This window comes from Ruegeria sp. BC5, from assembly GCF_056539205.1.
Window position 1 is genome coordinate 105,996 of record NZ_JBQFUN010000008.1, and the last position, 24,811, is coordinate 130,806.

The 24,811-nt window shown below is 59.2% G+C and carries 26 protein-coding genes; 14 read left to right on the forward strand and 12 right to left on the reverse strand.

The genetic code is table 11. The features are described 5' to 3' along the window. Window positions 1-43: 43 nt before the first annotated feature. Window positions 44-1,306: an FAD-dependent monooxygenase gene (locus ACR0LY_RS16690; protein ID WP_254440251.1), complete on the forward strand. Its 1,263-nt coding sequence runs from the start codon at window positions 44-46 to the stop codon at window positions 1,304-1,306. Here ACR0LY_RS16690 and ACR0LY_RS16695 read toward each other — a convergent pair. The 4 genes from ACR0LY_RS16695 to ACR0LY_RS16710 all read right to left on the reverse strand — a co-directional run bounded on the left by ACR0LY_RS16695 (window position 1,303) and on the right by ACR0LY_RS16710 (window position 3,936). After that, window positions 1,303-1,488 (reverse strand): Trm112 family protein, encoded by a 186-nt coding sequence (locus ACR0LY_RS16695; protein ID WP_170351047.1) that lies wholly within the window; start codon window positions 1,486-1,488, stop codon window positions 1,303-1,305. The two genes, ACR0LY_RS16690 and ACR0LY_RS16695, sit on opposite strands and share 4 nt — an antisense overlap. After that, window positions 1,485-2,126: an LON peptidase substrate-binding domain-containing protein gene (locus tag ACR0LY_RS16700; protein WP_170351048.1), complete on the reverse strand. Its 642-nt coding sequence runs from the start codon at window positions 2,124-2,126 to the stop codon at window positions 1,485-1,487. Before ACR0LY_RS16700 ends, ACR0LY_RS16695 begins: the two co-directional genes overlap by 4 nt. A gap of 27 nt (window positions 2,127-2,153) precedes the next feature. After that, window positions 2,154-3,071, reverse strand: coding sequence for a thioredoxin (trxA, locus tag ACR0LY_RS16705; RefSeq protein ID WP_170351049.1), 918 nt, complete (start codon window positions 3,069-3,071; stop codon window positions 2,154-2,156). 76 nt (window positions 3,072-3,147) lie between these two features. Further along, the gene (locus tag ACR0LY_RS16710; RefSeq protein WP_170351050.1) at window positions 3,148-3,936 is read right to left on the reverse strand and encodes an exodeoxyribonuclease III; all 789 of its coding nucleotides are present in this window, start codon (window positions 3,934-3,936) and stop codon (window positions 3,148-3,150) included. Between the two features lie 224 nt (window positions 3,937-4,160). On the opposite strand from ACR0LY_RS16710, the gene ACR0LY_RS16715 reads away from it, so the two are divergent. Beyond that, the gene (locus tag ACR0LY_RS16715; RefSeq protein WP_170351051.1) at window positions 4,161-4,616 is read left to right on the forward strand and encodes a hypothetical protein; all 456 of its coding nucleotides are present in this window, start codon (window positions 4,161-4,163) and stop codon (window positions 4,614-4,616) included. A 192-nt stretch (window positions 4,617-4,808) separates the two neighbouring features. Here the strand turns inward: ACR0LY_RS16715 and ACR0LY_RS16720 are convergent, their stop codons facing one another. Beyond that, window positions 4,809-5,495 carry a response regulator transcription factor gene (locus ACR0LY_RS16720; RefSeq protein ID WP_058283107.1) on the reverse strand — a complete coding sequence of 229 codons (687 nt, stop codon included), beginning with the start codon at window positions 5,493-5,495 and terminating at the stop codon, window positions 4,809-4,811. 161 nt (window positions 5,496-5,656) lie between these two features. Between ACR0LY_RS16720 and ribA the strand changes: the two genes are divergently transcribed. Next, window positions 5,657-6,751, forward strand: coding sequence for a GTP cyclohydrolase II (gene ribA, locus ACR0LY_RS16725; protein WP_170351052.1), 1,095 nt, complete (start codon window positions 5,657-5,659; stop codon window positions 6,749-6,751). Continuing rightward, window positions 6,748-7,248: a L,D-transpeptidase family protein gene (locus ACR0LY_RS16730; RefSeq protein ID WP_170351053.1), complete on the forward strand. Its 501-nt coding sequence runs from the start codon at window positions 6,748-6,750 to the stop codon at window positions 7,246-7,248. The genes ribA and ACR0LY_RS16730 overlap by 4 nt, the downstream gene beginning before the upstream one ends. On the opposite strand, the gene ACR0LY_RS16735 is transcribed toward ACR0LY_RS16730, so the two are convergent. Both ACR0LY_RS16735 and ACR0LY_RS16740 read right to left on the reverse strand, forming a co-directional pair. Continuing rightward, window positions 7,232-7,891, reverse strand: coding sequence for a YggS family pyridoxal phosphate-dependent enzyme (locus ACR0LY_RS16735; RefSeq protein WP_170351054.1), 660 nt, complete (start codon window positions 7,889-7,891; stop codon window positions 7,232-7,234). The two genes, ACR0LY_RS16730 and ACR0LY_RS16735, sit on opposite strands and share 17 nt — an antisense overlap. Window positions 7,892-7,993: 102 nt before the next feature. Continuing rightward, on the reverse strand, window positions 7,994-9,067 hold the full coding sequence (locus ACR0LY_RS16740; RefSeq protein ID WP_170351137.1) for a porin: 1,074 nt from the start codon (window positions 9,065-9,067) through the stop codon (window positions 7,994-7,996). Between the two features lie 283 nt (window positions 9,068-9,350). On the opposite strand from ACR0LY_RS16740, the gene ACR0LY_RS16745 reads away from it, so the two are divergent. The 4 genes from ACR0LY_RS16745 (at window position 9,351) to holA (ending at window position 13,949) form a co-directional block, all read left to right on the forward strand. Next, window positions 9,351-9,836, forward strand: a complete 486-nt coding sequence (locus tag ACR0LY_RS16745; protein WP_170351055.1) for a DUF3576 domain-containing protein — start codon at window positions 9,351-9,353, stop codon at window positions 9,834-9,836. Window positions 9,837-9,908: 72 nt separating this feature from the next. Next, entirely contained in the window at window positions 9,909-12,446 is a 2,538-nt protein-coding gene (leuS, locus tag ACR0LY_RS16750; RefSeq protein ID WP_170351056.1) for a leucine--tRNA ligase, read from the forward strand. Then, the gene (gene lptE / locus ACR0LY_RS16755; RefSeq protein ID WP_170351057.1) at window positions 12,433-12,924 is read left to right on the forward strand and encodes an LPS assembly lipoprotein LptE; all 492 of its coding nucleotides are present in this window, start codon (window positions 12,433-12,435) and stop codon (window positions 12,922-12,924) included. Before leuS ends, lptE begins: the two co-directional genes overlap by 14 nt. Beyond that, window positions 12,921-13,949 carry a DNA polymerase III subunit delta gene (gene holA / locus ACR0LY_RS16760; protein ID WP_170351058.1) on the forward strand — a complete coding sequence of 343 codons (1,029 nt, stop codon included), beginning with the start codon at window positions 12,921-12,923 and terminating at the stop codon, window positions 13,947-13,949. Before lptE ends, holA begins: the two co-directional genes overlap by 4 nt. Here the strand turns inward: holA and ACR0LY_RS16765 are convergent. Next, window positions 13,946-15,127 (reverse strand): TIGR03862 family flavoprotein, encoded by a 1,182-nt coding sequence (locus tag ACR0LY_RS16765; RefSeq protein ID WP_170351059.1) that lies wholly within the window; start codon window positions 15,125-15,127, stop codon window positions 13,946-13,948. The genes holA and ACR0LY_RS16765 overlap by 4 nt on opposite strands. 48 nt (window positions 15,128-15,175) lie before the next feature. On the opposite strand from ACR0LY_RS16765, the gene ACR0LY_RS16770 reads away from it, so the two are divergent. Continuing rightward, window positions 15,176-15,472, forward strand: coding sequence for an HNH endonuclease (locus tag ACR0LY_RS16770; protein ID WP_170351060.1), 297 nt, complete (start codon window positions 15,176-15,178; stop codon window positions 15,470-15,472). Here ACR0LY_RS16770 and ACR0LY_RS16775 read toward each other — a convergent pair whose 3' ends face one another. Genes ACR0LY_RS16775 through ACR0LY_RS16785 form a run of 3 tightly spaced genes read right to left on the reverse strand, consistent with a single transcriptional unit; the run spans window position 15,473 to window position 17,555 of the window. Then, the gene (locus ACR0LY_RS16775) at window positions 15,473-16,210 is read right to left on the reverse strand and encodes a VOC family protein (RefSeq protein WP_170351061.1); all 738 of its coding nucleotides are present in this window, start codon (window positions 16,208-16,210) and stop codon (window positions 15,473-15,475) included. Beyond that, entirely contained in the window at window positions 16,207-16,815 is a 609-nt protein-coding gene (locus ACR0LY_RS16780) for an enoyl-CoA hydratase/isomerase family protein (RefSeq protein WP_170351062.1), read from the reverse strand. Before ACR0LY_RS16780 ends, ACR0LY_RS16775 begins: the two co-directional genes overlap by 4 nt. Beyond that, window positions 16,812-17,555, reverse strand: a complete 744-nt coding sequence (locus ACR0LY_RS16785; protein ID WP_170351063.1) for an SDR family oxidoreductase — start codon at window positions 17,553-17,555, stop codon at window positions 16,812-16,814. Before ACR0LY_RS16785 ends, ACR0LY_RS16780 begins: the two co-directional genes overlap by 4 nt. A 139-nt stretch (window positions 17,556-17,694) precedes the next feature. Here ACR0LY_RS16785 and ACR0LY_RS16790 point away from each other — a divergent pair, with 139 nt between their 5' ends. Continuing rightward, window positions 17,695-19,218 carry a DUF2125 domain-containing protein gene (locus tag ACR0LY_RS16790; RefSeq protein WP_170351064.1) on the forward strand — a complete coding sequence of 508 codons (1,524 nt, stop codon included), beginning with the start codon at window positions 17,695-17,697 and terminating at the stop codon, window positions 19,216-19,218. A 49-nt stretch (window positions 19,219-19,267) separates the two neighbouring features. On the opposite strand, the gene ACR0LY_RS16795 is transcribed toward ACR0LY_RS16790, so the two are convergent. Further along, window positions 19,268-20,194 (reverse strand): hypothetical protein, encoded by a 927-nt coding sequence (locus ACR0LY_RS16795; RefSeq protein WP_170351065.1) that lies wholly within the window; start codon window positions 20,192-20,194, stop codon window positions 19,268-19,270. A 239-nt stretch (window positions 20,195-20,433) separates the two neighbouring features. On the opposite strand from ACR0LY_RS16795, the gene ACR0LY_RS16800 reads away from it, so the two are divergent. The 4 genes from ACR0LY_RS16800 to lpxK are packed head-to-tail and all read left to right on the forward strand — an operon-like array spanning window position 20,434 to window position 24,785. After that, window positions 20,434-21,780: a TldD/PmbA family protein gene (locus ACR0LY_RS16800; protein WP_170351066.1), complete on the forward strand. Its 1,347-nt coding sequence runs from the start codon at window positions 20,434-20,436 to the stop codon at window positions 21,778-21,780. Continuing rightward, window positions 21,767-22,567 (forward strand): inositol monophosphatase family protein, encoded by an 801-nt coding sequence (locus ACR0LY_RS16805; RefSeq protein WP_170351067.1) that lies wholly within the window; start codon window positions 21,767-21,769, stop codon window positions 22,565-22,567. Before ACR0LY_RS16800 ends, ACR0LY_RS16805 begins: the two co-directional genes overlap by 14 nt. Then, on the forward strand, window positions 22,564-23,787 hold the full coding sequence (locus tag ACR0LY_RS16810) for a 3-deoxy-D-manno-octulosonic acid transferase (protein WP_170351068.1): 1,224 nt from the start codon (window positions 22,564-22,566) through the stop codon (window positions 23,785-23,787). Before ACR0LY_RS16805 ends, ACR0LY_RS16810 begins: the two co-directional genes overlap by 4 nt. After that, complete coding sequence (gene lpxK / locus ACR0LY_RS16815; RefSeq protein WP_170351069.1) at window positions 23,787-24,785, forward strand: tetraacyldisaccharide 4'-kinase; 999 nt, start codon at window positions 23,787-23,789, stop codon at window positions 24,783-24,785. Before ACR0LY_RS16810 ends, lpxK begins: the two co-directional genes overlap by 1 nt. Window positions 24,786-24,811 lie beyond the last annotated feature (26 nt).

A 24,811-nucleotide genomic window follows, 5' to 3' on the forward strand; every position in this document is an offset into this window, starting at 1 on the left:
TGAAAAAATTGCGCTTTGACGGACGGTAGCGACAGGACCGCACATGGACAATCCCGAATGGGCGCGCATATTGCGGGGCATGGAACAAACCTCGGATATCCTGATCGTGGGCGGCGGCCTGAACGGCCCGGCATTGGCTTTGGCGCTGGCGCAGACCGGCCATTCGGTCACCGTGATTGACGCGCTGGCGGAAAAAGTGCGCAAGAACGCAGCCTTTGATGGGCGTGCCTATGCGCTGGCGCTGGCCTCTCAAAGGTTGCTGGATGCGATCGGGGTCTGGGATCGCGTGGCCGAACACACCCAGCCGATGTTGGAAATCAAGGTGACCGATGGGCATGCAGGCGTTGGGCCATCCCCGTTCTTCATGCATTTCGACCATGCCGAGATCGAAGAAGGTCCGATGGGCTACATGGTCGAAGACCGTCACCTGCGCCGCGCCTTTATGAGCGCCATGGCCGAGGAAAAAGGCATCACAGAAATCAGCGGCAGAACCGTTGTCGCGCAGGATTGCGATGCGACCGGCGTGACGCTGACCTTGGACGACGGCACCACACTGACCGGTTCAATGCTGGTCGGTTGCGACGGTCGCCGCAGCGGGACCGCCACTCGGGCGGGCATCAAGCGTACTGGCTGGGATTACGGCCAGACCGCACTGGTCTGCGCCATCGAACATGACCTGCCCCACCACGGCGTTGCCCACCAGTTCTTCATGCCACCCGGCCCGCTAGCCATTCTGCCCCTGACCGGCAACCGCAGTTCGATCGTCTGGAGCGAACGGACCGAGACGGCCCAGCACATCAACACCCTGCCCAAAGACGAGTACCTGCAGGTCCTGCGCCCCCGGTTCGGAGATTTTCTGGGCGATATCCGCCTGCAGGGCGACCGGTTCACCTATCCGCTGAACCTGACCATCGCCAATTCCTTCATTGGCGACCGAATGGCCCTGGTCGGAGACGCCGCCCACGGCATGCACCCTATCGCGGGGCAAGGCCTGAACGCGGGTCTGCGCGATGTCGGGGCTCTGGCCGAGGTGCTAACACTGGCCGGACGGCGCGGCGAGGATATCGGATCTATCCTGGTGCTGGAACGCTATCAGGAATGGCGGCGGTTCGACACGGCGGCGCTGGCTATGGCGACAGACGTGTTCAACAAGCTGTTTTCCAACGACAACCCACTGCTGCGGATCGGACGCGACATTGGAATGGGAATTGTGGGTTCGCTGCCCGGCCTGCGCCGCGGCTTCGTGCGTGAGGCCGCCGGGCTGACCGGAGACCTGCCAAAACTGCTGCAGGGTCGCGCGATTTAGTCTAGTTCTCGCGCCTCATCGACCAACATCACCGGAATCCCATTTCGGATCGGAAAGGCCAGATTGGCCGCCTTGGACACCAGTTCCTGCTTGTCGGCATCGTAGTGCAAAGTCGTGTGTGTCTGCGGACAAATCAGAGCCTCAAGCATATGCCGGTCGAAAGGGTGTTGGGGTTCGGTCATTGCAGTTTTTCCTCATTCGTGCCGCCGCGCATGGCGAATTCTATCAGTGTCGTTAGTGTCTCGCGCCGGGTGCGCAGACAGGGGGCCTCAAGCAGCGCTTGTTTTTCCTCGGGATCGAAATCCAGCAGCATCGACAGTGAATTCACCAGCAACTCATCATCTGCGTCTTTCAACGTATCCCAATCGGTCGAAAGCTGGCGCGAGGCGAAAAACCGTTCCAACAAACCCAAAAATGCGCTGCGGTCGAAACTATCGTCCATCTCGGCCCGGCCCAAATCCCGATCAAACCCACCCCACGACACGGCACAGCGCCGGTAAGGCGTAAAGGCGTCCAACTCAGATTGGACGCGGAACCGAGAAATCCCGGTCAGGGTAATCAGGTAACGGCCATCTTCGGTTTCCGAAAATTGCGTCACACGCCCAGCACAGCCGATCTGGTGCAGCTTATCTTCGTCGCTGTGACATGGGTTCGGCTGCACCATGCCGATCAGCCGCTCCTGCGTTTTCAGTGCGTCGTCCAGCATCTGCAGATAGCGCGGCTCGAAAATATGCAGCGGCAGGCGCGAGCGGGGCAACAACAGCGCCCCCGGCAATGGAAAAACGGATACCGTTTCCGGCAGATCAGCGGGATGCATCATGTATCCGAGTGTAGCTCTGATCCCGAATTAGGCAAATATCATCGAGCTGAGCTTGCGCCTCCCGTTCAGAACGATCGGATCATTGGGTTTTAGCGCGTCGAAGATGGTGAACAGCTGCGCCTTGGCGGCACCTTCATTCCATTCGCGATCACGGCGGAACAGGTCCAGCAACTGCGCCACGGCCTCCTCCACATTGCCATTGGCGTGCAGTGCCTGCGCCAGATCGAACCGGGCCTGAAGGTTGTCGGGATCAGCCTCGACCGCAGCGGTCAGTTCGGCCACCGGACCGGCATCAGCGGCCTGCTTGGCCAGTTCCAGCTGCGCATGCGCCGCCTCCACCTCGGCCGAGGTAGAAATCTCGGCAGGTGCGCCGTTCAGAATGGCTTCGGCCTGTTCCAAATCGCCTGACGCGATGTGTGCGCGAACCAGCCCGCCGTAAGCCCCGGCATGGTTCGGATCTTCGCCCAAAATCGCAGCAAAGGTTTGGGCCGCATCAACAGCGGCGCCATCGGCCAGCATATCTTCGGCAGCTTCGACCGCATCATCCAGCTGCCCACCGGGGCTTTCGCCGCCCGCGGCTTCGATCACACGATCAACAAAAGCTTTGATTTCCGAACCCGGCTGCGCGCCCTGAAACCCGTCGATGGGCTGACCTTTGAAAAAGGCATAAACGGTCGGGATCGACTGAATGCGCATTTGCGACGCGATCATCTGCGCCTCATCCACGTTGATCTTGACCATCTTCACCGCACCCTTGGCAGCGGTTACAGCTTCTTCCAAGGCGGGCCCCAGCGTCTTGCATGGCCCGCACCAAGGCGCCCAGAAATCAACGATGACAGGCGTTTCCTGAGAGGCCTCGACCACGTCGACCATAAAGGTCGCCTCGGACCCGTCCTTGATCAGATCGGTGGCCTCGGGGCTGGCTGCGGCGTTCAGAAGATCCATGGTTTTCACTCTCCGGTTCGAACTTGCGCCCTATATGCAACCGCTGGCAGCGGAAACCAAGGGCAGAGTTGCGTAATTACAGGTCAAAACTGGCAAAAACGGGTGCGTGGTCGCTGGGTTTTTCCCATCCGCGCGCGTCGCGCAGGACGCGGCTGGAGTGGCCCGCGTTCGAGATATCGGGCGTGGCCCAGACGTGATCCAGCCGCCGCCCCTTGTCAGCGGCGTCCCAATCGCGCGAGCGATAGGACCACCAACTGTACAATTGCCCCTCGGGAATATCCTGGCGGGTGATATCAACCCAACCGCCTGCATCCTGGGTTTCAGCCAGCGCTTCGACCTCGATCGGTGTGTGCGAAACAACCTTGAGCAGTTGTTTGTGCGACCAGACGTCATCCTCGCGCGGGGCGATGTTCAGATCCCCCACCAGAATGGATTTTTCCGGCTTTTCCGTATGGAACCAATCGCGCATGTCGCTGAGGTAGTCGAGCTTTTGCCCGAACTTCTCATTCTTTTCACGATCCGGCACGTCGCCACCAGCCGGGACATAGAAATTGTGGATTGTGACCCCGTTTTCCAACCGTCCGGCAATGTGTCGCGCGTGACCGAGACCCGCGAAATCCTTGTCGCCGACCTCTTCCATTGGTAGCCGAGACAGGATGGCGACGCCGTTATACCCCTTTTGCCCACGTGCGATCATGTGGGTGTAACCCAGCTCGGCAAACCCCTCGGTCGGGATCTTTTCAACCGGCGACTTGCACTCCTGCAGACACAGAACATCCGGCGCTTCCTCCTGCAGCAATTTCAGCACGATAGGCTCGCGCAGGCGGACCGAGTTGATGTTCCAGGTGGCAAGGGTAAAGGGCATGGGGGATTCCTCTGTCGCAATTGGCGCAGGTTAGCGTGGCGTTTCCGCCGGTGCCACGAGAAAAAATTGTCCTGAGCCAGTTTTTGGTTTTGAGGGCAAACGGGCTCAATCCACCACACCGTTCGCAACATAAAGCGCAGGTTAAATCCTGTTTATGTTTCGTCGCCAGCATGGAAATCAGAACAGCGGTTCCCAACATTTAAGACTAGAAAACGGAGGAAACCATGACCAGATTCAAGACACTTGGCGCCGCCGCGCTGGCCAGCACCCTTGCCTTTGCAACCCATGCAGTTGCGGAAAACACACCTGATTTGCGCGGCGTCTGGAGCGGCACCCACACCGTTGCGGCCCTGCCCAACGAACACAGCGACGGAGCCCCGCGTTTTAATCAATCTGAGTGGGTTCTTGAGATCAAAGAACAGCAGGACAATGCGTTCTGGGGAACCAGCAAATGGAGCCGGATCGGCTCGGACCGGTGGAACGAAGGTCAGGTTACCGGAACAATCAGCCGCGATGGCACTGGTTCAATCGCCATGGTTGAAACCCGGGTCGGAGAAGACCGCCAGGTCAACGGGTTGATCGATGCCACATTTGAAGATGGCAAGATTTATGCTGATTTTCGTAGCCTGCGCAGCGGCATAACCTACGGTACCGTTCTGGAAAACGACGGCACCAGCTAAACTGTGTTTGAGGGAACAAATCTGGCCATCGGATTTGTATCTTCGACCCAGCTTGTTTCAAAAAAAAGGCCGGGCCATCAGGCCCGGCAGTCCAACAGGGAGGTGCATGTCATTACCCGGACATGCGCGGGTTGGGAGTAATCTAATTTCGTATCCAGAGTATCACTTTGATCCACGTCAATCCACAACGAGTTATGAGACCAAGCGATATCCACCCGATTCTGTGACCAAAAGGCGCGCATTTGACGGATCGGGTTCGATTTTCTGGCGCAGACGATAGATATGCGTCTCTAACGTGTGGGTGGTGACACCGGCGTTATAACCCCAGACCTCATGCAGCAGAACGTCGCGGGCAACCACGCCATCGGTCGAACGGTACAGGAACTTAAGAATATTGGTTTCTTTTTCGGTCAGCCGGATTTTGCGATCTTCTTCGGTGATCAGCATCTTCATCGCAGGCTTGAACGTGTACGGCCCCAGAACAAACACCGCATCCTCGGATTGCTCATGCTGGCGCAGCTGGGCACGGATACGGGCCAGCAGCACGGGAAACTTGAACGGTTTCGAGACATAGTCGTTGGCACCTGCATCCAGGCCCAAGATGGTATCTGCGTCGCTGTCATGGCCGGTCAGCATCAGAATCGGGCTTTTTACACCTTGTTTGCGCATCAGGCGGCACAGCTCGCGCCCATCGGTATCCGGCAGACCAACGTCCAGAATGACCAGATCGTAAATCGCTTCACGCGCCCGTTCCATCGCGGACTGACCGTCATGGGCTTCGAACACGTCGAAATCCTCGGTCATCACAAGTTGCTCGCTAAGCGCCTCGCGCAGGTCTTCGTCATCATCCACCAGCAGAATTTTCTTGAGCTGAGCCATGTGCGGTCCTCCTAAGCCTTTTCCACCACTTGCGCGCGGAAGATGCAATCAACAAGGTTTGCTGCAATTGTCTCACGCCCTCGTGTCCAAGGTAGAGGAAATGTTTCACATTTCTGCCGTATCAGGCTACAGGAAGGCTTGAACGTTACAGGGTAACATAAATGAGTCTGATCCCGGATATTTCAGAATTGCTGGCGCGGGCCCGCGCCGATCTGCGCATGGGGGTTCCCGTCGCATTGACCGACGACAGCGGGTTCAGCGTGCTGGCCATCGCGGCTGAGACCCTGAGCGCGCAACGGCTCGCGGATCTGCGCGGGCTTGGTGGCGACCCGGTGGTTGCTGTCACTGTGCGGCGGGCGGAAACGCTGAAGGCCCGGTCTTATGATGGCGATCTGGCGCGTGTGATTATCCCTGCCGATGCCGATATGACCTGGGTGCAGGCGGTGGCCGATCCGTCAGACGACCTGAACGCTCCGATGAAGGGCCCCCTGATGACCGAACGTCAGGGCAACGCCAACCTGCACCGCATCGCAATTGCCCTCACCAAGTCGGCGCGATTGCTACCCGCAGCCGTTGTGATGCCCATTGAGGATGGGCGTGGCTTTGCAGCGGCACATGGCCTGACATGCATTGACCACACCCGCGCTGCGCCACATCTGGCCGATCGCAGTGAGCTTCATGCTGTGGTTGCCGCCCGCCTGCCGATGGAAGTATCCGAGGCCGGTCGATTGCACGTCTTTCGCCCCGAAGACGGTGGCGAGGAACATTACGCAGTCGAGATCGGCCGCCCTGATCGGGATAAACCGGTTTTGGCCCGTTTGCATTCGGCCTGTTTTACAGGAGACCTTATGGGCAGTCTGAAATGCGACTGCGGTCCGCAATTGCGGGGTGCGCTGGCGCAGATGGGCTCGGAAGGGGCTGGGGTGCTTCTGTATCTGAACCAGGAAGGGCGCGGTATTGGCCTTGCCAACAAGATGCGCGCCTATTTCCTGCAGGATCAGGGGTTCGACACGGTCGAAGCTAATCATCGTTTGGGTTTCGAGGATGATGAGCGGGATTTCAGGCTGGGTTCGGACATTCTCAAATCTCTGGGGTTCAACTCGGTCCGGTTGCTGACCAACAACCCGGCAAAGATCGCGATGATGGAGAAGACCGGTATCGCCGTGACCGAGCGCGTGCCGCTGAAGGTTGGCGAAACCGCCCATAACCGCGGATATCTTGCGACCAAAGCGGCCAAGTCCGGGCATCTGCTGTGACGCCGAATGATCTGGTCCTGACACCGCGCGGAGTACGATTTGCCGGGCGGGTCTTTCCCTGCACAATCGGCAAAGGTGGGTTGAGCCACGCAAAACGCGAAGGGGATGGCGCCACGCCCACGGGTGTACATCACATCGTGGGGATGCTGTACCGGCCAGATCGCATGGCCAAACCGGCCCCTTGGGCGATTCCCATCGGTCCGCGCGATCTTTGGTCGGATGACGGGCGGGACGACCAGTACAATAATCTGGTCAGCGCGCCCTATGACTTTAGCCATGAAAAGCTGCGCCGCGCAGATCCGCTGTATGATCTGGTGTTGATCACCGATTGGAACTGGCCCAATGCGATACCGGGTCTCGGATCGGCGATCTTTGTTCACCAATGGCGCCGCCCCGGATACCCGACCGAGGGCTGCGTAGCCTTCCGCCGGGACCACCTGCATTGGATCGCGCGCCAGATTTCGCCGGGCACGCGTGTGATTATTCCTGCGGCCTGACCCGCTCACCAAAAATGGCCGAGCCCACGCGCACATGGGTTGCCCCCAGCGCAATGGCTTGTTCGAAATCACCGCTCATACCCATCGATAGACCAGTCAGGCCGTTGCGCTCGGCTATTTTCGCCAGCAGTGCGAAATGAAGTGAGGGTTCCTCATCGACGGGTGGGATACACATCAATCCCTGGATCGGCAGGTCCAGCCCCCGGCATTCTGCAATGAACGTATCCGCCTCGGCAGGCAGGATACCGGCCTTTTGATCCTCTTCCCCGGTATTGACCTGAATGAACAGATCCGGGCAGGTGCCGACCTCTTGTGCCAGCCGCGCCAGCGTTTTGGCCAGCTTGGGCCGGTCCACCGAGTGGATAGAGTTGACCAGCTCAATCGCTTGACGGGCCTTGTTGGTTTGAAGCGGGCCAATCAGATGCAGATCAATGTCGGCGAACTGCTCCATGAAACCCGGCCATTTACCTACGGCCTCTTGAACCCGATTTTCACCAAAACACCGATGGCCCTGCTCCAAAACAGCCTGCACACGTTCGTTCGGCTGCACTTTTGATACGGCGATCAATTTGACAGAACCGGCAGGCCGCCCGGCGGCAGTTTCGGCTTTGGAAATACGGGCAGTGATATCTTGCAGCGACATAAGCTTCCTCAATCTGCTTTCAGCGCAGGAAAACACCATGTCGGCAAAAAAGAAAAGGGCAGGTCCGAAGACCTGCCCTTAAACCTTGCGGTTCAACCCAACTTAGAAGTTGAAGATTGCACCAAAGTCAGCCTGGATGGAGTCTTCGCAAACCGAGCAATCGTTGCGGCCGATACCACCGACCAGCGACGCGCCGCCGCCCAGGTCATAGCTTGCGCCGATAGCAATCTGCTGAAGGTCAGCGTCCGCGCTACCGTCACCGTAGGTGAACAGCAGGGTGGTTGCTGCGCCCAGGTTATAGGCACCCGACACACCCCAAGCGGTGCCGTCGGTTTCATAGAAGCGAGTACCGATCAGAGCAGGAGCGGTATTGTCTTCGTCAGCCACGAACAGGGTACCCGAGAAGTCGCCGAATTCAGCACCCAGGGTGAAAACCAGCAGTTCTGGATCCGAAACACCCGAAACACCAGCGTCAGTTTGACCATAAGCAATAGCTGCGGTGATGTTGTTGAAGGTGTAGGTCGCGCTCACGTCCCAACGGTCGGCGTCGATGGTGCCGCCCAGGCCGTCGTTCAGGAAGATGGTGCGCTGGTCATACGATGCGCCGAAAGCGAAGTCGCCAACTGCGTACTGGAAGAACACTGCGTTCGCGCCCGAACCGGTCGAGGTGTACGACAGGAAGCTGTAGTCAACACCCGAATACTGACCTGCGAACAGTTCCAGACCAACTTCGTTACCGTAGTAGTTTGCCAGGTTGTCGAACGAACCGGCAACGTTGCCGGCGTCAACACGCAGACCACCGTAGATAACCGAGAAGCGCGCGCCGTTCAGGCCAGCGGAGTTGGCTTCGCCGGTCGACGAGTTTTCGTCGGCTTGCAGACGAACACGGCCTTCAAAGCGAACGCCACCGTCGGTTTCAGTGAAACCGTCGATGTTCAGACGGAAGCGCGATACCAGGATCGCGTCGTCGGAATCAGCAAAGGTCGGGATGACACCTGCTGTTGTTCCGCCGTTCACGGTGGTCAGAGTGGCAGCAGTTACGCCGGTCGCATTGGCGCGATCTTCAACGTAGCCAATACCGAAACGGCCATAACCGCTCAAGTTTACACCGGAATCAGCCGCTGCAACACCTGCGGTTGCAATCAGAGCTGTCGATGCGAAGAGAACTTTTTTCATCTTGTTTCCCTCGGTTTCAAAAGTTTTTCTACTCGACACATGCCTCAGCACATGTCTCAGCACGGGAACCGTTTCGCTCTTTTTGCCCCCAACACGCAAGCTTGGCATAAATAACTCGGCTGCATTGAGGGAAAATTGGTGCAAGGATGCCACAGTCTGTTTTTGGGCATCGGTAAGCCCTGCGACCACTGATATGTGACAATAATAGGGTTGTTGCTGAACGGGTCCTTGTCTAGGAGTAACAATTGACAACGTTGACCAAAGTGAACAGGACCAGTCGATAATGCGCCTGCAGACGATTTTCGGTTTGATCATAATGACTGCTGCCGTGTCCGCCTGCGGACAGAATCGGGCCGCACCAACCGAGTACACTACGAATCTCGATGCGGGTAAAACCGATGAGCGCCAGCTCAACGATCCGAATCGCGAGACCATCTGGGATGTGTTCAACACGGCCAATGCTGAACAGATCACAAATGTGAATCGCTATCTTTGGACGGCGTCGCTGGATGTATTGAATTTCCTGCCGGTTCAGGAAGTTGATCCCTTTACCGGGGTAATCGTGACCGGGTACGGCACACCTCCGGGTGGAGGGCGGCAGTATCGCGCGACAGTTCACATCAGTGACCCGGCCCTGGCGGCGCGGTCTCTGTCGGTCTCGCTGCAGACCAGCGGTGGCGCCCCGGTCAGTGCGGCCACGACCCGCGCAGTCGAAGATGCAATCCTGTCCCGCGCCCGTCAGTTGCGCATTGCGGACAACAAGTTCTAGCAACTCGTCGAAAATCACACTAATACCACGCCGGGTTCCTACCCGGCGTTTTCATTCACGAAGGACCGTACGATGTCTCGCTACTCGGCCAACGAAATCGAAGCAAAATGGCAAGAGGCCTGGGACAAGGCCGGAATCTTCACCGCCAACCACAAGGCGGACAAGCCGAAATACTATGTGCTTGAGATGTTCCCCTACCCGTCGGGCCGAATCCATATGGGACATGTGCGCAACTATACGATGGGCGACGTGATCGCACGACACAAACTGGCGACCGGCCACAACGTATTGCACCCGATGGGCTGGGACGCCTTCGGAATGCCTGCGGAAAATGCGGCGATGGCCATTGGGGGCCACCCCAAGGACTGGACCTACGGGAACATCGCCGACATGCGTGGGCAAATGAAGCCATTGGGCCTGTCGATCGATTGGTCGCGTGAGTTTGCAACCTGTGACCCAGAATATTACGGCCAGCAACAGGCGTTGTTTCTGGATATGCTCGATGCTGGGCTTGTTTACCGCAAGAACGCCGTTGTGAATTGGGACCCGGTCGACATGACCGTTCTGGCCAACGAACAGGTGGAACAAGGGCGCGGCTGGCGCTCGGGCGCGTTGGTTGAACGCCGCGAGTTGACCCAATGGTTCTTCAAGATCTCGGACTATTCCGAGGAACTGCTCGACGCACTGGACACGCTGGAAAACTGGCCCGCAAAGGTCCGCTTGATGCAGGAAAACTGGATCGGCAAGTCACGCGGCCTGCAATTCGGGTTCGAGCGCACGGACGGAGGCGAACCGATCACCGTCTATACGACGCGCCCCGACACGCTGCTGGGCGCGTCGTTTGTGGGCATCTCGCCGGATCACCCGATTGCCAAGCAATTGGAAGCCGAGAACCCCGAAGTTGCTGAATTCGTAGCTGAATGTCGCAAAGGTGGCACCACCGAAGAAGCCATCGAAACGGCTGAAAAGCTAGGTTACGATACCGGGATCCGCGTCAAGCACCCGCTGGACCCAAGCTGGGAACTGCCAGTTTGGATCGCCAACTTCATCCTGATGGACTATGGCACGGGCGCGATCTTTGCCTGCCCCGCGCATGACCAGCGCGACTTGGATTTCTGCCGCAAATACGGCCTGCCCGTGGTCGATACGTTTTTTGCGCTGGATGACGCCACTCCGGTCGACAAGATCGCCTTTGTCCCGCCGAAAACCGAGAAAGTCCGTTGGGTGAACCATTTCGCGGGCCTGACCGAGGCGACAGGCGACGAGGCTATCAACGCCACCGTGGATTTTGCCGAAAAGGCAGGCTGGGGCGAAGGCGTCACCAAATACCGCCTGCGAGACTGGGGCCTTTCCCGCCAGCGCTATTGGGGTTGCCCGATTCCCGTTGTCCATTGCGACAGCTGCGGTGTGGTGCCCGAGAAGAAAGAGAACCTGCCGGTCCGCCTGCCCGATGATGTCACCTTTGACAAACCAGGCAACCCGCTGGACCGTCATCCGACCTGGCGCGACTGCTCCTGCCCGAACTGCGGCACCCCGGCCAAGCGAGAAACCGACACGATGGATACGTTTGTCGATTCGTCGTGGTATTTCGCCCGCTTCACCGCCCCGCGCGCCGAAACGCCCACTGATCTGGCCGAAGCCGAATACTGGATGAATGTGGACCAGTATATCGGCGGCATCGAGCACGCGATTCTCCACCTGCTCTATTCCCGCTTCTTCGCGCGGGCGATGAACATCACGGGCCATCTGCCCAAAAAGGCCATCGAACCCTTCGATGCGCTGTTCACCCAAGGCATGGTGACCCACGAGATTTACCAGACCCGCGACGAAAACGGCCGCCCGGTCTATCACCTGCCCGAGGATGTGACCGACGGCAAACTGGCAGACGGCACCGAGGTCGAGATCATCCCTTCGGCCAAGATGTCGAAATCCAAGAAGAACGTGGTCGACCCTGTCAGCATTATCTCGGCGTTCGGTGCCGACACCGCGCGCTGGTTCGTGCTGTCCGATTCGCCGCCCGAGCGCGATGTGGAATGGACCGCGTCCGGGGCCGAGGCCGCCTATAAGCACCTCAGCCGGGTATGGAACCTCTGCGACAAGATCGGGGCCATGAACCCAGCAGCCGAAGGGGAAGGCGATCAAGAGCTCTTGCGCGAGATGCACAAGACCATCCACGACGTAACCCTTGGCGTTGAGAGCTTTGGCTTCAACGCAGCGATCGCGAAACTCTACGCCTTCACCAATACGCTGGCAAAATCCAAAGCTGGTGCTGCGGCGCAAAAGCAGGCAATAAAAACGCTGGCGCAGCTGATGTCGCCGATGACGCCGCACCTTGCAGAAGACATCTGGGCACATCAAGGCGGCGAAGGCTTGGTGGCGGTAGCCCCATGGCCCGTTGCGGATCAGGCGATGCTGGTCGACGACACGGTGACCCTGCCGATTCAGATCAACGGCAAGCGCCGCGCGGAAATCAGCGTGGCCAAAGATATGGCGAAGGACGAGGTTGAAAAAATCGCGCTCAGCACCGAAGCTGTGCAAAAGGCGCTGGATGGCAATGCGCCTAAGAAGGTTATTGTTGTCCCGGGCCGGATCGTAAATGTCGTTGTTTAACCGCAGAATCCTGTTGATGATACCGCTGGTTTTGGCTGCCTGCGGCTTTGAACCGGTCTACGCGCCCGGTGGTTCGGGTGCGGCCCTGAACGGCAAGGTCGCCGTTTCAGCGCCAAACTCGGTCGACACCTATTTGCTGGTCCAAAATCTGGAACAGCGGCTGGGGCGCAGCGCGACCTCGGGCAGCGAATACAATCTGAATGTAAACGTCTCGATTGCTTTCCAGCGGTCAGCGATCACTTCGACGAACGAAACCAACCGCTATACCATCGAAGGCAGGTCTAGCTACACGCTCAAATCAAACGAGACCGGTCAGGTCATTGCCTCGGGCACGGTCGAGAATTTCGTCAGCTATTCAGCCGCCGGATCGACAGTGTCCACGCTGGCGGACGAACGCGACGCCCGCAAACGGCTGATGGCGATCCTATCGGATCAGATCGTAAACGAACTCTATGCTGCGCCAGGCCTTGGTTCATGAAGCTCAGCCCGCGCGAGGCTGAAGGGTATTTCGCCCGGCCCGACGCCGATAAGGCCGGGCTCTTGATTTATGGTGCGGATACGATGCGCGTGGCACTGAAACGCCAGCAGGTTCTGTCGGCACTTCTGGGCGCCAATGCCGAAGAGGAAATGCGCCTGACCCGCATTCCGTGTACGGATTTGCGCGGCGATCCCGCACTTTTGTTGGATGCGGTCAAGGCCGTTGGGTTTTTCCCAGGCCCCCGCGCCGTATTCGTCGAAGACACCACCGACACCGCCGCCCCCGCAATTATCGCCGCGTTCGAAGACTGGGCCCCTGGTGATGCCCAGATCATCGTCACAGCCGGGCAGTTGAAACCCAGCTCGAAAATCCGCAAAGCGTTCGAGGCGCATCCCGCTGCCTATGCTGTCGGCATTTATGACGATCCGCCCTCACGGGCCGAGATCGAACGGATTCTGACTCAGGCCGGGTTGCAGAACATCCCTCGCGATTCGATGTCTGCCCTTGCTGAACTGGCCACCGGCATCAGCCCCGGAGACTTCACGCAAACCATTGAAAAACTGTCGCTCTATAAACGTGGAGACAGTTCCGAACTGGCCATCGAGGATATCGAAGCTTGCGCGCCCCGCTCGACCGAGGCCGCGTTGGATGATGTTTTAAACGTGGTCGCTGAAGGCCGCGCCGGAGAGATCGGTCCGCTGATCCGACGGCTGCAATCACAGGGCACCAATGCGGTCAGCCTGTGTATCGGCGCAACCCGGCACTTTCGTACATTGTATTCCTGTGCCTCGGACCCCGGCGGGGCGGCACAGGGCATCGGCAAGCTGCGGCCACCGGTCTATGGCAAACGCCGTGACCGGATTTTACGGCAGGCCCAGGGCTGGGGAGCACCGAAGTTGCAAACGGCTCTGACAGTTCTGACTGATACTGACCTGTCACTGCGCTCAGCTGGGCAGACTGCGCCTGCCATGGCGCTGGTGGAACGGGCAATGATCCGTCTGGCTATGCTGGCCCGATCCCGCTAGCCGGTGCGCAACCAATCCACAGCCGAACGCCCGGCCCATCGCCCAGTCGCCATGCAAGCGGTCAGCAGATAGCCCCCGGTCGGAGCTTCCCAATCCAGCATCTCTCCGGCACAGAACACGCCGGGCATTGCGGTCAGCATTAGCCCCTCGTCCAGCGCTGTACATCTGACCCCACCCGACGTTGAAATGGCTTCATCCATCGGGCGCAGGGCAGCCCCGGAAACAGGAAGTTGTTTGAGTGCAGTGGCCTCAGAGGATTGCGGCAATCCACAACGTTTCGACATCTCATGGAACAACGCAATCTTTTGCCGCGGCAGCTTCAATGACTTCTTCAGCCATTGTGACAGTGTGGTCTTGGAATTCTTTGCAGCCAACCGCGACTGTAGCGCCGCTGCGTCCAGATCGGGCACAAGATCGACTAACAGGTCCGCACCGGCGCGCAAAGCCGGGGTCAAAGAATACAACCCGCCGCCCTCAAGCCCCGTTGCCGATATCGTGGCTTCTCCGCGGCTGTCCAGCTCTCCGGCCATCCAACGCACCGATTTCAGCGCCGCGCCAAAATGCGGGGTCATGTGGGGGCTCCAGTCAACGGACAAGGCGGAATTCGCCGGGGCGAAGGGTGTCAGCGAGACGCCTTTCTGTTGCAAGATATCCGCCCATTGACCGTCTGACCCTAACCGCGCCCAGCTGGCCCCGCCCAGCGCCAGAATGGTCACATCCGGCTTCAGGCTCTGTGTACCCTCAGACGTATCGAAAATCAGCGCATCGCCGTCCCATCCCAACCAACGCCAGCGGGTTTGTATCCGAACGCCCGCGCCCTCAAGCCTCCTCAGCCATGCGCGCAACAGCGGCGAGGCTTTCATCACTGTCGGGAAAACCCGCCCGGTCGAGCCGGTAAACAGCTCTTGCCCCAAACCCCGCGCCCAGTCCTGCACCTCGGCGGCGTCGAACTCAGCAATCATCGGACGCAACCACTCCGCCGCCTCTCCGTAGGATTGCAGCAAAGTTTCGAACGGTTCGTCCTTGGTCAGGTTCAGACCCGACTTGCCCGCCATCAGAAACTTGCGTGCGACTGATGGCTTGGCCTCGGCCACCATCACGTCATGGCCAGCAGCGGCCAGTTCCCCTGCCGCCATCAGGCCTGCGGGTCCGGCCCCGATCACCACTGCCTGCGCCATGTCCGTCCCCTTGCCTTTCACGCTATCCAGCGCAAATCTGTACCTGCCATGTCAGACAGCGATCCGATCTGCCCGCTCTGTGACCGCCCCATCCCGGATGGGGGCGGCAGCCTGCACCATCTGATCCCAAAACTCAAAGGGGGCAAGGGCGGACCCACGGTTTTGCTGCATGTGATTTGCCACAAAGAGATCCACGCCACCCTGACCGAGGGCGAATTGGCCCGCGCGTTCAATACGGTCGAGGCTCTGCGCACCCATCCGCGTCTGGAGAAATTCCTGATCTGGGTGCGCAAACGACCACCCGGATTTTGGTCGAAAGTTCCGGGCAAGCGACGTGGGCGCTGATCAGCCAGGCCGCACCGGATCACCAAAAGCATCCCTCAGGGACGTCGACAGCCCCTGAACCTCTAACCCCCTGTAATCCGGCGCCGGCGCAAACTGCGCCCCGGCGATATGTTGGAATTCCAGCGTGGTATAGGGACGTTTCCAAAGCCATTCGCGGTTCTCAACGGACCAAAGGTCCGGATTAGGCGGCACATCATCGGTGAAGGCATAGAAATGCAGGTCGAACCCGTATTGGGCCACATCCTGCACTGAAAGCAGTCGCATGCCTTGCGCCCGACAGAACGCATCCTCGGCGGCTATGTCCCCTGTCCGCAAGGTGATCTGGCCGATGCAGGCTTTGGCGAATGGTGCGGCAGGGTCGGCTGCGTTGTCAGGACGGTTGCCCTGAAAGTCGTGTTGCAGCAGCTCGATCACAAACCCTTCGGGGTCTTTCAGGTGGCACATATAGCCGATGTCGCGGAACTGTTTCGGCTCCGAGACCTCGACGCCTTTTTCACGCAGACGAGAAACAGCCAGGTCAACATCGGGCACGGTAATACCGATCTTCCAATACCGCTGTCCTCCATCGTGGGCATATCCGCCCCCACCCGGCATCAGCAGCAGGTCCGCGTCCTGCCCACCATAGCCAATGCGATAATTCGCCCCCTGCGCACGCGCCGTCATACCCAGAACATCCGTATAAAAATCAGTCAGTTGCTTGGGGTCGGCAACACGCAGCAGCACGGCGGACAGTTTCATTGGCACGTCCTTGCGATTCCAGCGGCAATTCGGGGATCTGCGGCCAGGCTGTCTGCCACCAGTTCATGCACCGTTGGCATCAGTTGATCAGGGTCGACAACCCGGTCGACCAGACCGAAACCGTACGCTTCCTCTGCCGTGATCTTTTGACCGGCCATCAGAATCATCTTGGTGCGTGATGGCCCGATTAGGGCAGCCATACGCACCGGGTCCGAGGGTTGCGGCAGAAACCCCAGCTTCATCACCGGATAAAAGAACTTGGCTTGCGGCACCGCGATTCGGAGGTCACAGGCCAGCACCATCCCGTTGGCACCGCCCGCCAGCGTCCCGTTCAAAGCAGCCACCGTCAGACACGGCAATGCCGCGATGGCGCCTGACAACCTCTCCCAAAGATCCGAGGTCGCCAGCCCCGCACGGACCTCATCCAGATCGGCCCCGGCGCTGAACACCTTACCCTCACCTGTCAGGATCAGGGCCCGCGCCTCATTGGCAGCTTCGGCGATCTCAACCAGTTCACTCAGCATCGCCTCGGTCAGTGCATTGGCCTTTTGCGGGTTGTTGAGTGTGACCGTCCACAACCCGTCCTTCTTGGTTAGTTTGATCACGTCAGCCCTACCCTTTGCCGGATATCTTCGCGTCGCAGCGAGATTTCTGAGCCCAGAAACTCATCTGCATCCGTCGAACACATCCACAGCAATGCCCGTGCAGGCCAATCGGCGGGAATGTGATCATCCCAATCCAGCTGGCTAACGGCATTGATGCCGCTCGCCTTGATCACCCGCTGCATATCCGTGGCCACGGTGCCCGGCGACAGGCCCATAGCACGAATGCCGTGCATTGAATTTTCAAGATGCAGGCATTCGGTCAGCATTTTGGCCCCGGCTTTTGAGGCGCAGTAGTGGCTCCACGCCTCGATCGGGTTTGTCGCCGCGCCCGAAGAAACCGTGATCACCGTGCCCCCGCCCGCCGCGCGCATAACCGGTAACGCGGCGCGCATTCCGTAGAAGACACCTTTGAGGTTGATGTCGATTGCCTGGCTCCACGCGGCGACATCGGCATTGGACAAGTGAAAGATCGGATCAATGACACCCGCGTTGCCGATCAAAACGTCCAACCCGCCAAAACGGTCGATACAATCCGCGACGGCCTGTTCGACCTGCGCAAAATCGCTGACATCGCATTGCAGCGCGATAGCATTGTCACCCAATGCAGCAGCCAGCGCATCAATCTGGTCGAGGTTACGGGCCACTAGCGCGACATTTGCCCCCGCTGCGGCAAATACGCGCCCCGCCTCGGCCCCGATGCCACGACTGGCCCCTGTTATCAGTACGGTTTTACCCTGCATATGGACCCTGTACCTCCGTTGTTTTTAGATTGTGTGAATCTTTACCGTGCCAACGGGGAAAGGGTCCAGCCCTTGCCCCTTGACGCCTGCGGCCTCAGGCACGACGATGCCGGCAAATTTGATCAAGAAGGGTTCTCAAATGTCCGCTTTCCTCCGCCGCAGCAGCGGCGCAGTTCTGGCCTATGCCGTTGTCACTCAGGGCGCGTTCGCCGATGTCACCGCCCAGCAGGTTTGGGATGATTGGCAGGCCTACTTGTCCCAGATGGGCTATACGGTGTCGGCGGAACAATCCATCTCGGGCGGGGTGACCACGATCACCGATATGAATGTTGCCTTGTCTTCGCCGGACACGGACGGATCGTTCAAGATGACCGTCCCGCAGATGACCCTGACTGAAAATGGTGACGGCACAGTCAGCATCGGTTTTCCAGAAAGCTTTCCCATGACCCTGTCCGGCGAGGAAGAGGGCGAGGCGTTTTCCGTTGATATCGAGTACTACCATACCGGGCTTGAGATGGTCGTTTCGGGCCAACCGGACGATATGACTTATGATTATTCCGCGCCCACACTTGGTCTGAAACTGGGTGGCGTACAGGTCGAGGATGAGACCCTGCCCAACGACATGCTGGCCATGGATTTCAAACTGACCGACTTGTCCGGAGATTCGCGGATGAAAATCGGCGAAACCCGCACTGTGGACCAGAAAATGACCGCAGCCGGGCTGACCTATGATCTGGCATTCACCGATCCCGAAGGATCAGATGATGGCAAGATCAACGGGTCGATGAACCAATTGACCTTCGAAGGCACCAACGTGATCCCCGAAGATTTCGACGGCACCGACCCGCAATCCTTCTTCAACGGCGGGGTCTCATTCTCGGGTCTGTTCACCTATGCCTCGGGTCAGGCCGCGATTGAAGGGACGAGCGAAGGTCAGGCATTTTCGATGGCCACCCAATCCGAAGGTGGCCGGTTCGGCGCCAGCTTGGATGATCAGCGTCTGGCTTATGATGTCGAACAAAACAGCGCAAACCTCGCCGTGACTACCGCCGAGCTGCCCTTCCCAATCGAGATGGCAATGGCCAAGACAGGGTTAGGGTTCGAATTCCCGGTGCAACAATCGGAAGAAGAGCAGCCCTTTGGACTATCGGTCAACGTAACCGATTTCACCATGTCGGACGTGTTGTGGAGCATCTTCGACCCGGCAGGTGCCCTGCCGCGCGACCCGGCAACGATCGCGCTGGACGCCACCGGAACCGCAAAAATCCTGACGAACTTCTTCGATCCGGCCGCCATCGAGGCTCTGGAAACATCTGGCGAAGCACCGGGTGAGCTGAACTCGCTGAAGATCAACGAATTGCTGGTCTCAATGGTCGGAGCTAAATTGACGGGTGACGCGGACTTTACTTTCGACAATTCCAGCACCGAGGAGTTCGACGGGCTGCCGACCCCGGCCGGCGTGGCGAACCTTCAGTTGGCGGGCGCCAACGCATTGATCGACACGCTGATCACCATGGGCGTGATCGGCGAAAGCGACGCGATGGGTGCGCGGATGATGATGGGCCTGATGGCCGTACCCGGCGACGAACCGGATACGCTGAACTCGAAAATCGAGTTCACGGAAGATGGCCAGATACTGGCCAACGGTCAGCGCATCAAGTGATGTTGGGGGGCGAAGCTCAATATTACCAGAGCTTCGCCCGTTAACTGACTCAGGTCTGCAAATCCAACTCGTGGACTAGAGCTCGTGCGATACGCCGTCCGGCGGTTCGACCATTAAAATACGCGGGTGTCGGCAGATCCTTAGCAATGCTCTGCATGTGGAACCGGTACATCCCCTCATAAAATTTGAAGTTGGTCTCACACAGAAAAAATTTCCCGGTTTCTGCGCATGGAAGAATGTCATGCGCGTAAAGCCCGACGCCCACAGCATTCTTGACGCTTTTCGCGATGTCGCGGATTTGGTCAATACTGGGTTTGATAAGTAGGTCGTGAAAATGTGTTAGCATTTCAGCATCAACTGGCGTCCCCCGAGTTCGGACATTGAGTCCTTTTCCGGCTCTTATCCACGAAAACAGGACCTGTTCGCCTACCGCCATGGCACGAATGGATACATGCCAGGGCTTACCTTTGTATTCGTATTTGCAATTGATGTAATCGGTGTTGTACCGCGTGGAATCCAATTCCCTTTCGTCACTCACGAGTTGGACCGGAACATGCGCGTTTGACACTTCGTTCGAAAAAACAGTGCCGAAACTGTCACCCGCCTCAATCAACCTAGGCATGGGAACGCCCGCGGCCGTCAAAACCTTGTTCTGGCGGACTTTGTGGCCAATGACGCGCCCATGTTCAACGGAATGCAGTACCTTGTGACCCAGAGCAGCAAGCTCTGTTTCACGTGCACGCAGCCAGTCTACTTTTTGATGCTGAACGACGAAAAGCTCGTTGTAATGCAGCAAAACATAGCTTTTCGGATCTGTTGTCGGGCCGCGCTCAATCAGTTCCCGGAAAGGTAAAACTTCAGCGGGGACTTGCAGCTTGGTAAGAACCCTTGTGAAATGGCTGATGATATTGCTCGACCCTTTGCCCGCGGCAACGACATGCGGCTCGTCAAAATCAACTACGAAAAACTGAGCCAAGCCAAGCTCTCCTATTTGCCTTCACTTGCCCGGGTGAAAGTTTCAATCTGTTGTGATCGTCACCCGGAAATCTGTAATGCGTCCCAACTAATGAAAGTTTATACGGAAATGTAAACCCTTCGGCTGCCCCATCTGAATTTGGGCCAAACTAAGGGGGCTGACCTGTGATCTATCTGCCCAGAGGTCTTGCGGGACGGGCGGTCCAAGGCTAGGTCCAATGCAATACAACCGGAGGCCGCATGACCCTTACACCTGAAGACATCAGCCAATCCTTGATTGACGCGGCCCGCAATACCGGGGCCGACGCGGCGGATGCTATTGTGATCGATGGCTCTTCGGTTTCAGTCGAAGTGCGGAGCGGGGCGCTGGAACATGCCGAAAGGTCCGAGGGTACTGACCTTGGTCTGCGGGTGTTCCTGGGGCAGCGGCAGGCGATCGTGTCCAGCTCTGACAGCCGCCCGGAAACCTTGACCGCGATGGCCGAGCGCGCTGTGGCCATGGCCCGCGAAGCCCCCGAAGATCCGTTCACCGGGCTGGCCGATGCGGCGCAGTTGGCCACGGATTGGGATCTGCCCGCATTGGAATTGTTCGACCCCACCCCGGAACCAGCGGCCGAAGACCTGCTGCATGACGCGCTGGCAGCCGAAGCTACGGCACTGGCGGTTCACGGCGTATCGCAAGTATCCGATGCAGCGGCGGCTTATGGCACGCACCGTGTACATCTGGCAGCAACCAACGGTTTTTCCGGTGGCTATGCCCGCAGCAGCCGCTCGACCTCATGCGTGGCGATCTCGGGCGAAGGTACCGGGATGGAGCGCGACTATGACGGCGACAGCCGCACCTTTCAAAGCGACCTGCGCAGCCCCGAGGAAATTGGCCGCACCGCAGGTGAACGTGCTGTGGCGCTGGTCGGGGCTCAGAAACCCGCCACCGGCACATTTCCGGTGCTGTTTGACGAACGCATCTCATCCTCGCTGATCGGTCACCTGCTGGGGGCCAGCAATGGTGCGGCTATCGCGCGGGGCGCGTCTTGGCTTAAGGACTGTCTGGGCGAACAGGTGTTACCTGACCACCTGTCGCTAATCGAAGACCCGCACCGCCCACGCATCGCGGGCTCGCGCCCCTTCGACGCCGAAGGACTGCCAACGCAGCGGCGCGCCATTGTCGAAAACGGCGTGCTGACCGGCTGGACGCTTGATCTGTCCAGCGCGCGCAAGCTGGACATGACCTCTACCGGTAACGCCACGCGCGGCGTGTCGGGGCCACCTTCGCCCAGCAACTGGAACCTGAGCCTGACCCAAGGCACACACAGCCGCCAGGACCTGCTGCGTGACATGGGCACCGGGCTGCTGGTGACATCTATGATCGGCTCGACCATCAACCCAAACACGGGTGACTATTCACGCGGTGCATCAGGGTTCTGGGTCGAGAACGGAGAGATCACGCATCCGGTCAACGAATGCACCATCGCGGGCAACCTGCGCGATATGTTGAAACGGATCATCCCGGCAAACGACGCACGCCCGTATCTGTCGCGGGTGGTTCCGTCGGTGCTGATCGAAGGAATGACACTTGCCGGCAGCTGACCTGCAACTTTTGATCGACGCCGCTTTAGAGGCCGGAAAGATCGCCACCCGATACTCGGGCACAACGGCGCAGCGCTGGGATAAACCCGACGGCGCCGGACCGGTGACCGAGGCCGATCTGGCCGTCAACGCCATGCTGGAACAGCGCCTGCCCGCCGCCCGGCCATGCTATGGCTGGCTGAGCGAAGAAACCGAGGATTCCACTGACCGGCTGACGAAGGACCGGGTGTTCATCATCGATCCGATCGACGGCACTCGCAGCTTTGCCGAAGGATCGCGCACCTGGGCACACTCACTGGCCATTGCAGAACAGGGCGAAGTGATTGCGGCTGTAATTTACCTGCCCCTGCGCGATCTGCTGTATACTGCGGCCAAAGGACAAGGCGCGTTTCTGAATGGGGCGGCGATCCACGTCTCGGGCGTCACGACGCTGGACACGGCGCAAATATTGGCGGCCAAACCCAATATGAAGCCACACCATTGGCGGCATGGTCAGGTACCTGACTTTGAACGGGTCTATCGCCCGTCACTGGCCTATCGAATGGCGCTGGTCGGACAAGGGCGTTTCGACGGGATGCTGACGCTGCGGCCCAGTTGGGAATGGGATATCGCCGCGGGCGACCTGCTTATCCGCGAGGCTGGCGGCCGCTGTTCCGACCGGTTGGCGCAACCGTTGCGGTTCAACAACGCCCATCCGCGCCTGAACGGCGTGATCGCGGCCGGCACGCCCATTCATGACACCCTGCACGCACAGCTTGACCCGGGCAGCACCGGAATCCGCCCATGAGCCGACCGCGATCCCTCAGCCTGGCAGCCTATCGGGTTCTGTCCTGGGGCGTGTCCAACCCGAGCAGCCAACCCGAGATCCAGCGCCCTGAGGGCGAGTTGCTATGGGTCCATATCAACGCACAGGATCGCCAGCGCGCGGTCGTAGATTTCTGCCATAGGCTGCAGCAGGTCCGACCCACTTTGCATGTGCTGCTGACAGTGCCCGCCGAAGCCGACCTGAGCCTTTGGGAGCAAGGAGACTACCCGCTGGTGAACCTGCCCTCGGAACAAGCGGGGGCAGCACGCGCGTTTCTGGACCATTGGCACCCCGAAATCGGCCTGTGGGTCGGGGGCGGGCTGATGCCCAATGTTATCACGCGCGCCGAAGAGCGCGGTATTCCCCTGATCCTGATCGAAGCACGGGTCGATATAAAGATCGCGCGCGGCGCCCGGTGGCTGCCGGACATCACCCGTTTTACTTTAGACTGTTTTAAAACCATCCTGACCACGAATTCGGAAACCACCCGGACAATCCGTCGCCTTGGCATAACGTCGGGCAAAGTCACCGACTCTCCACCATTGTATGTCAGCCCGAACCCGCAGCCCTGGCCCGAGGATGAACTGATCGAAACCAATCACGCACTGGCGGGGCGTCCGGTCTGGTTGGCAGCTTGTGTGCGGGACAAAGAGTTCATCTCGATCCTTAGTGCCCATCGCCAGGCGTTGCGGATGTTGCCCCGGCTGACACTGGTGCTGCATGTGGCAGACACCGCCGAGGCAGAACCACTGCAAAACCGCCTTGAGACGATGGATCTGCGTTGTACCAATTGGGACACCAGCGGTCAGATCGAAGACAACACGCAGGTTATCCTGTCCGCCCACTCCGAAGATCTGGGCCTGTGGCACCGGGTCTCGCCAGTCACATTCATGGGCAGTTCGCTAGAGCGCGACGCGGGTGGGCGCGATCCACTTGTTGCCGTTGCCCTTGGGTCGTCCGTCATCCACGGCCCGTTTGTGCATCGTCATCAGCAGATGTACGATCAACTGGATCGGGCCGGGGCTGCCCGCATGGTCAGATCCGCAACCGAACTGGGGGACGCCGTGGTCGAGCTGCTATCGCCTGACCGAGCTGCAGATATGGCGCTGGCCGGATGGCAGATCGTATCCGAAGGCGCACCACAAGCGGATCAATTGATCGATATGGTGCAGGATTGCCTGGATCAGCGGAGTGCGGATTGATGAGAGCACCTGGTTTTTGGAACACCGCCCCCAACCGGCTGGATATGCGTGCCAGACTACTGGCACCGCTTGGCCGTATTTATGCCGCCGCAACCGCCCGGCGGGTTGCGTCGGAACCGGGGGTTAAACCTGGCGTCCCGGTCATCTGCATCGGCAACCTGAACGCGGGTGGCACCGGCAAGACCCCAACCGTGATCTGGATGATCGAGCAATTGCGCGACGCCTGGCACGAAACGCATGTGGTGACGCGTGGCCATGGAGGTTCGTTAGAAGGGCCCGTGCAGGTTGACCCATCCAAACACACCGCCGCGCAAGTCGGGGATGAACCCCTGTTGCTGGCCGCATTTGCTGAGGTTTGGGTGGCCAAGGACCGCGCCGCCGGCGCGCGCGCGGCGGCCGAAGCCGGGGCCAGTGTGATCCTGCTGGACGACGGGTTTCAGAACCCCTCGGTCGCCAAGGATTTCTCGGTCATCGTGGTCGATGCGGCGCGCGGATTCGGCAATGGGCTGTGTCTGCCTGCCGGGCCTTTACGTGAACCTGTTGAAACCGGATTGCAACGCGCCGATCTGGTACTGTCGCTGGGTGATACCGACGCGCAATCGCAATTTACCGATCGCTGGGGGGCGAAATTGACCGCTCCCCACGCCACCGGCGCGGTTGAGCCCCTGCAAACCGGTATGGATTGGGCAGATACGCCGGTTCTGGCCTTTGCAGGGATCGGTCATCCTGAAAAGTTCTTTGCCACCTTGCGCCAACAGGGCGCGACACTCTTGCGGGCCGAGGCACTGGACGATCACCAACCGCTGACCCCTGCCCTTATGACCCGGTTAGAGAACGAGGCCCGCCTGCTGGGCGCGCAAATGGTGACAACAGAAAAAGACGCCGTGCGCCTGCCACCGGCGTTTCGCAGCAAGGTCATCACCCTGCCTGTGCGTTTGCAAGTGAATGAGGCCGACAAGGTGCGGCAGATGCTGCTGCAAATCGCCCCGTCGCCGTAAAGTGCGACCGGTCCATGCAGAACCGG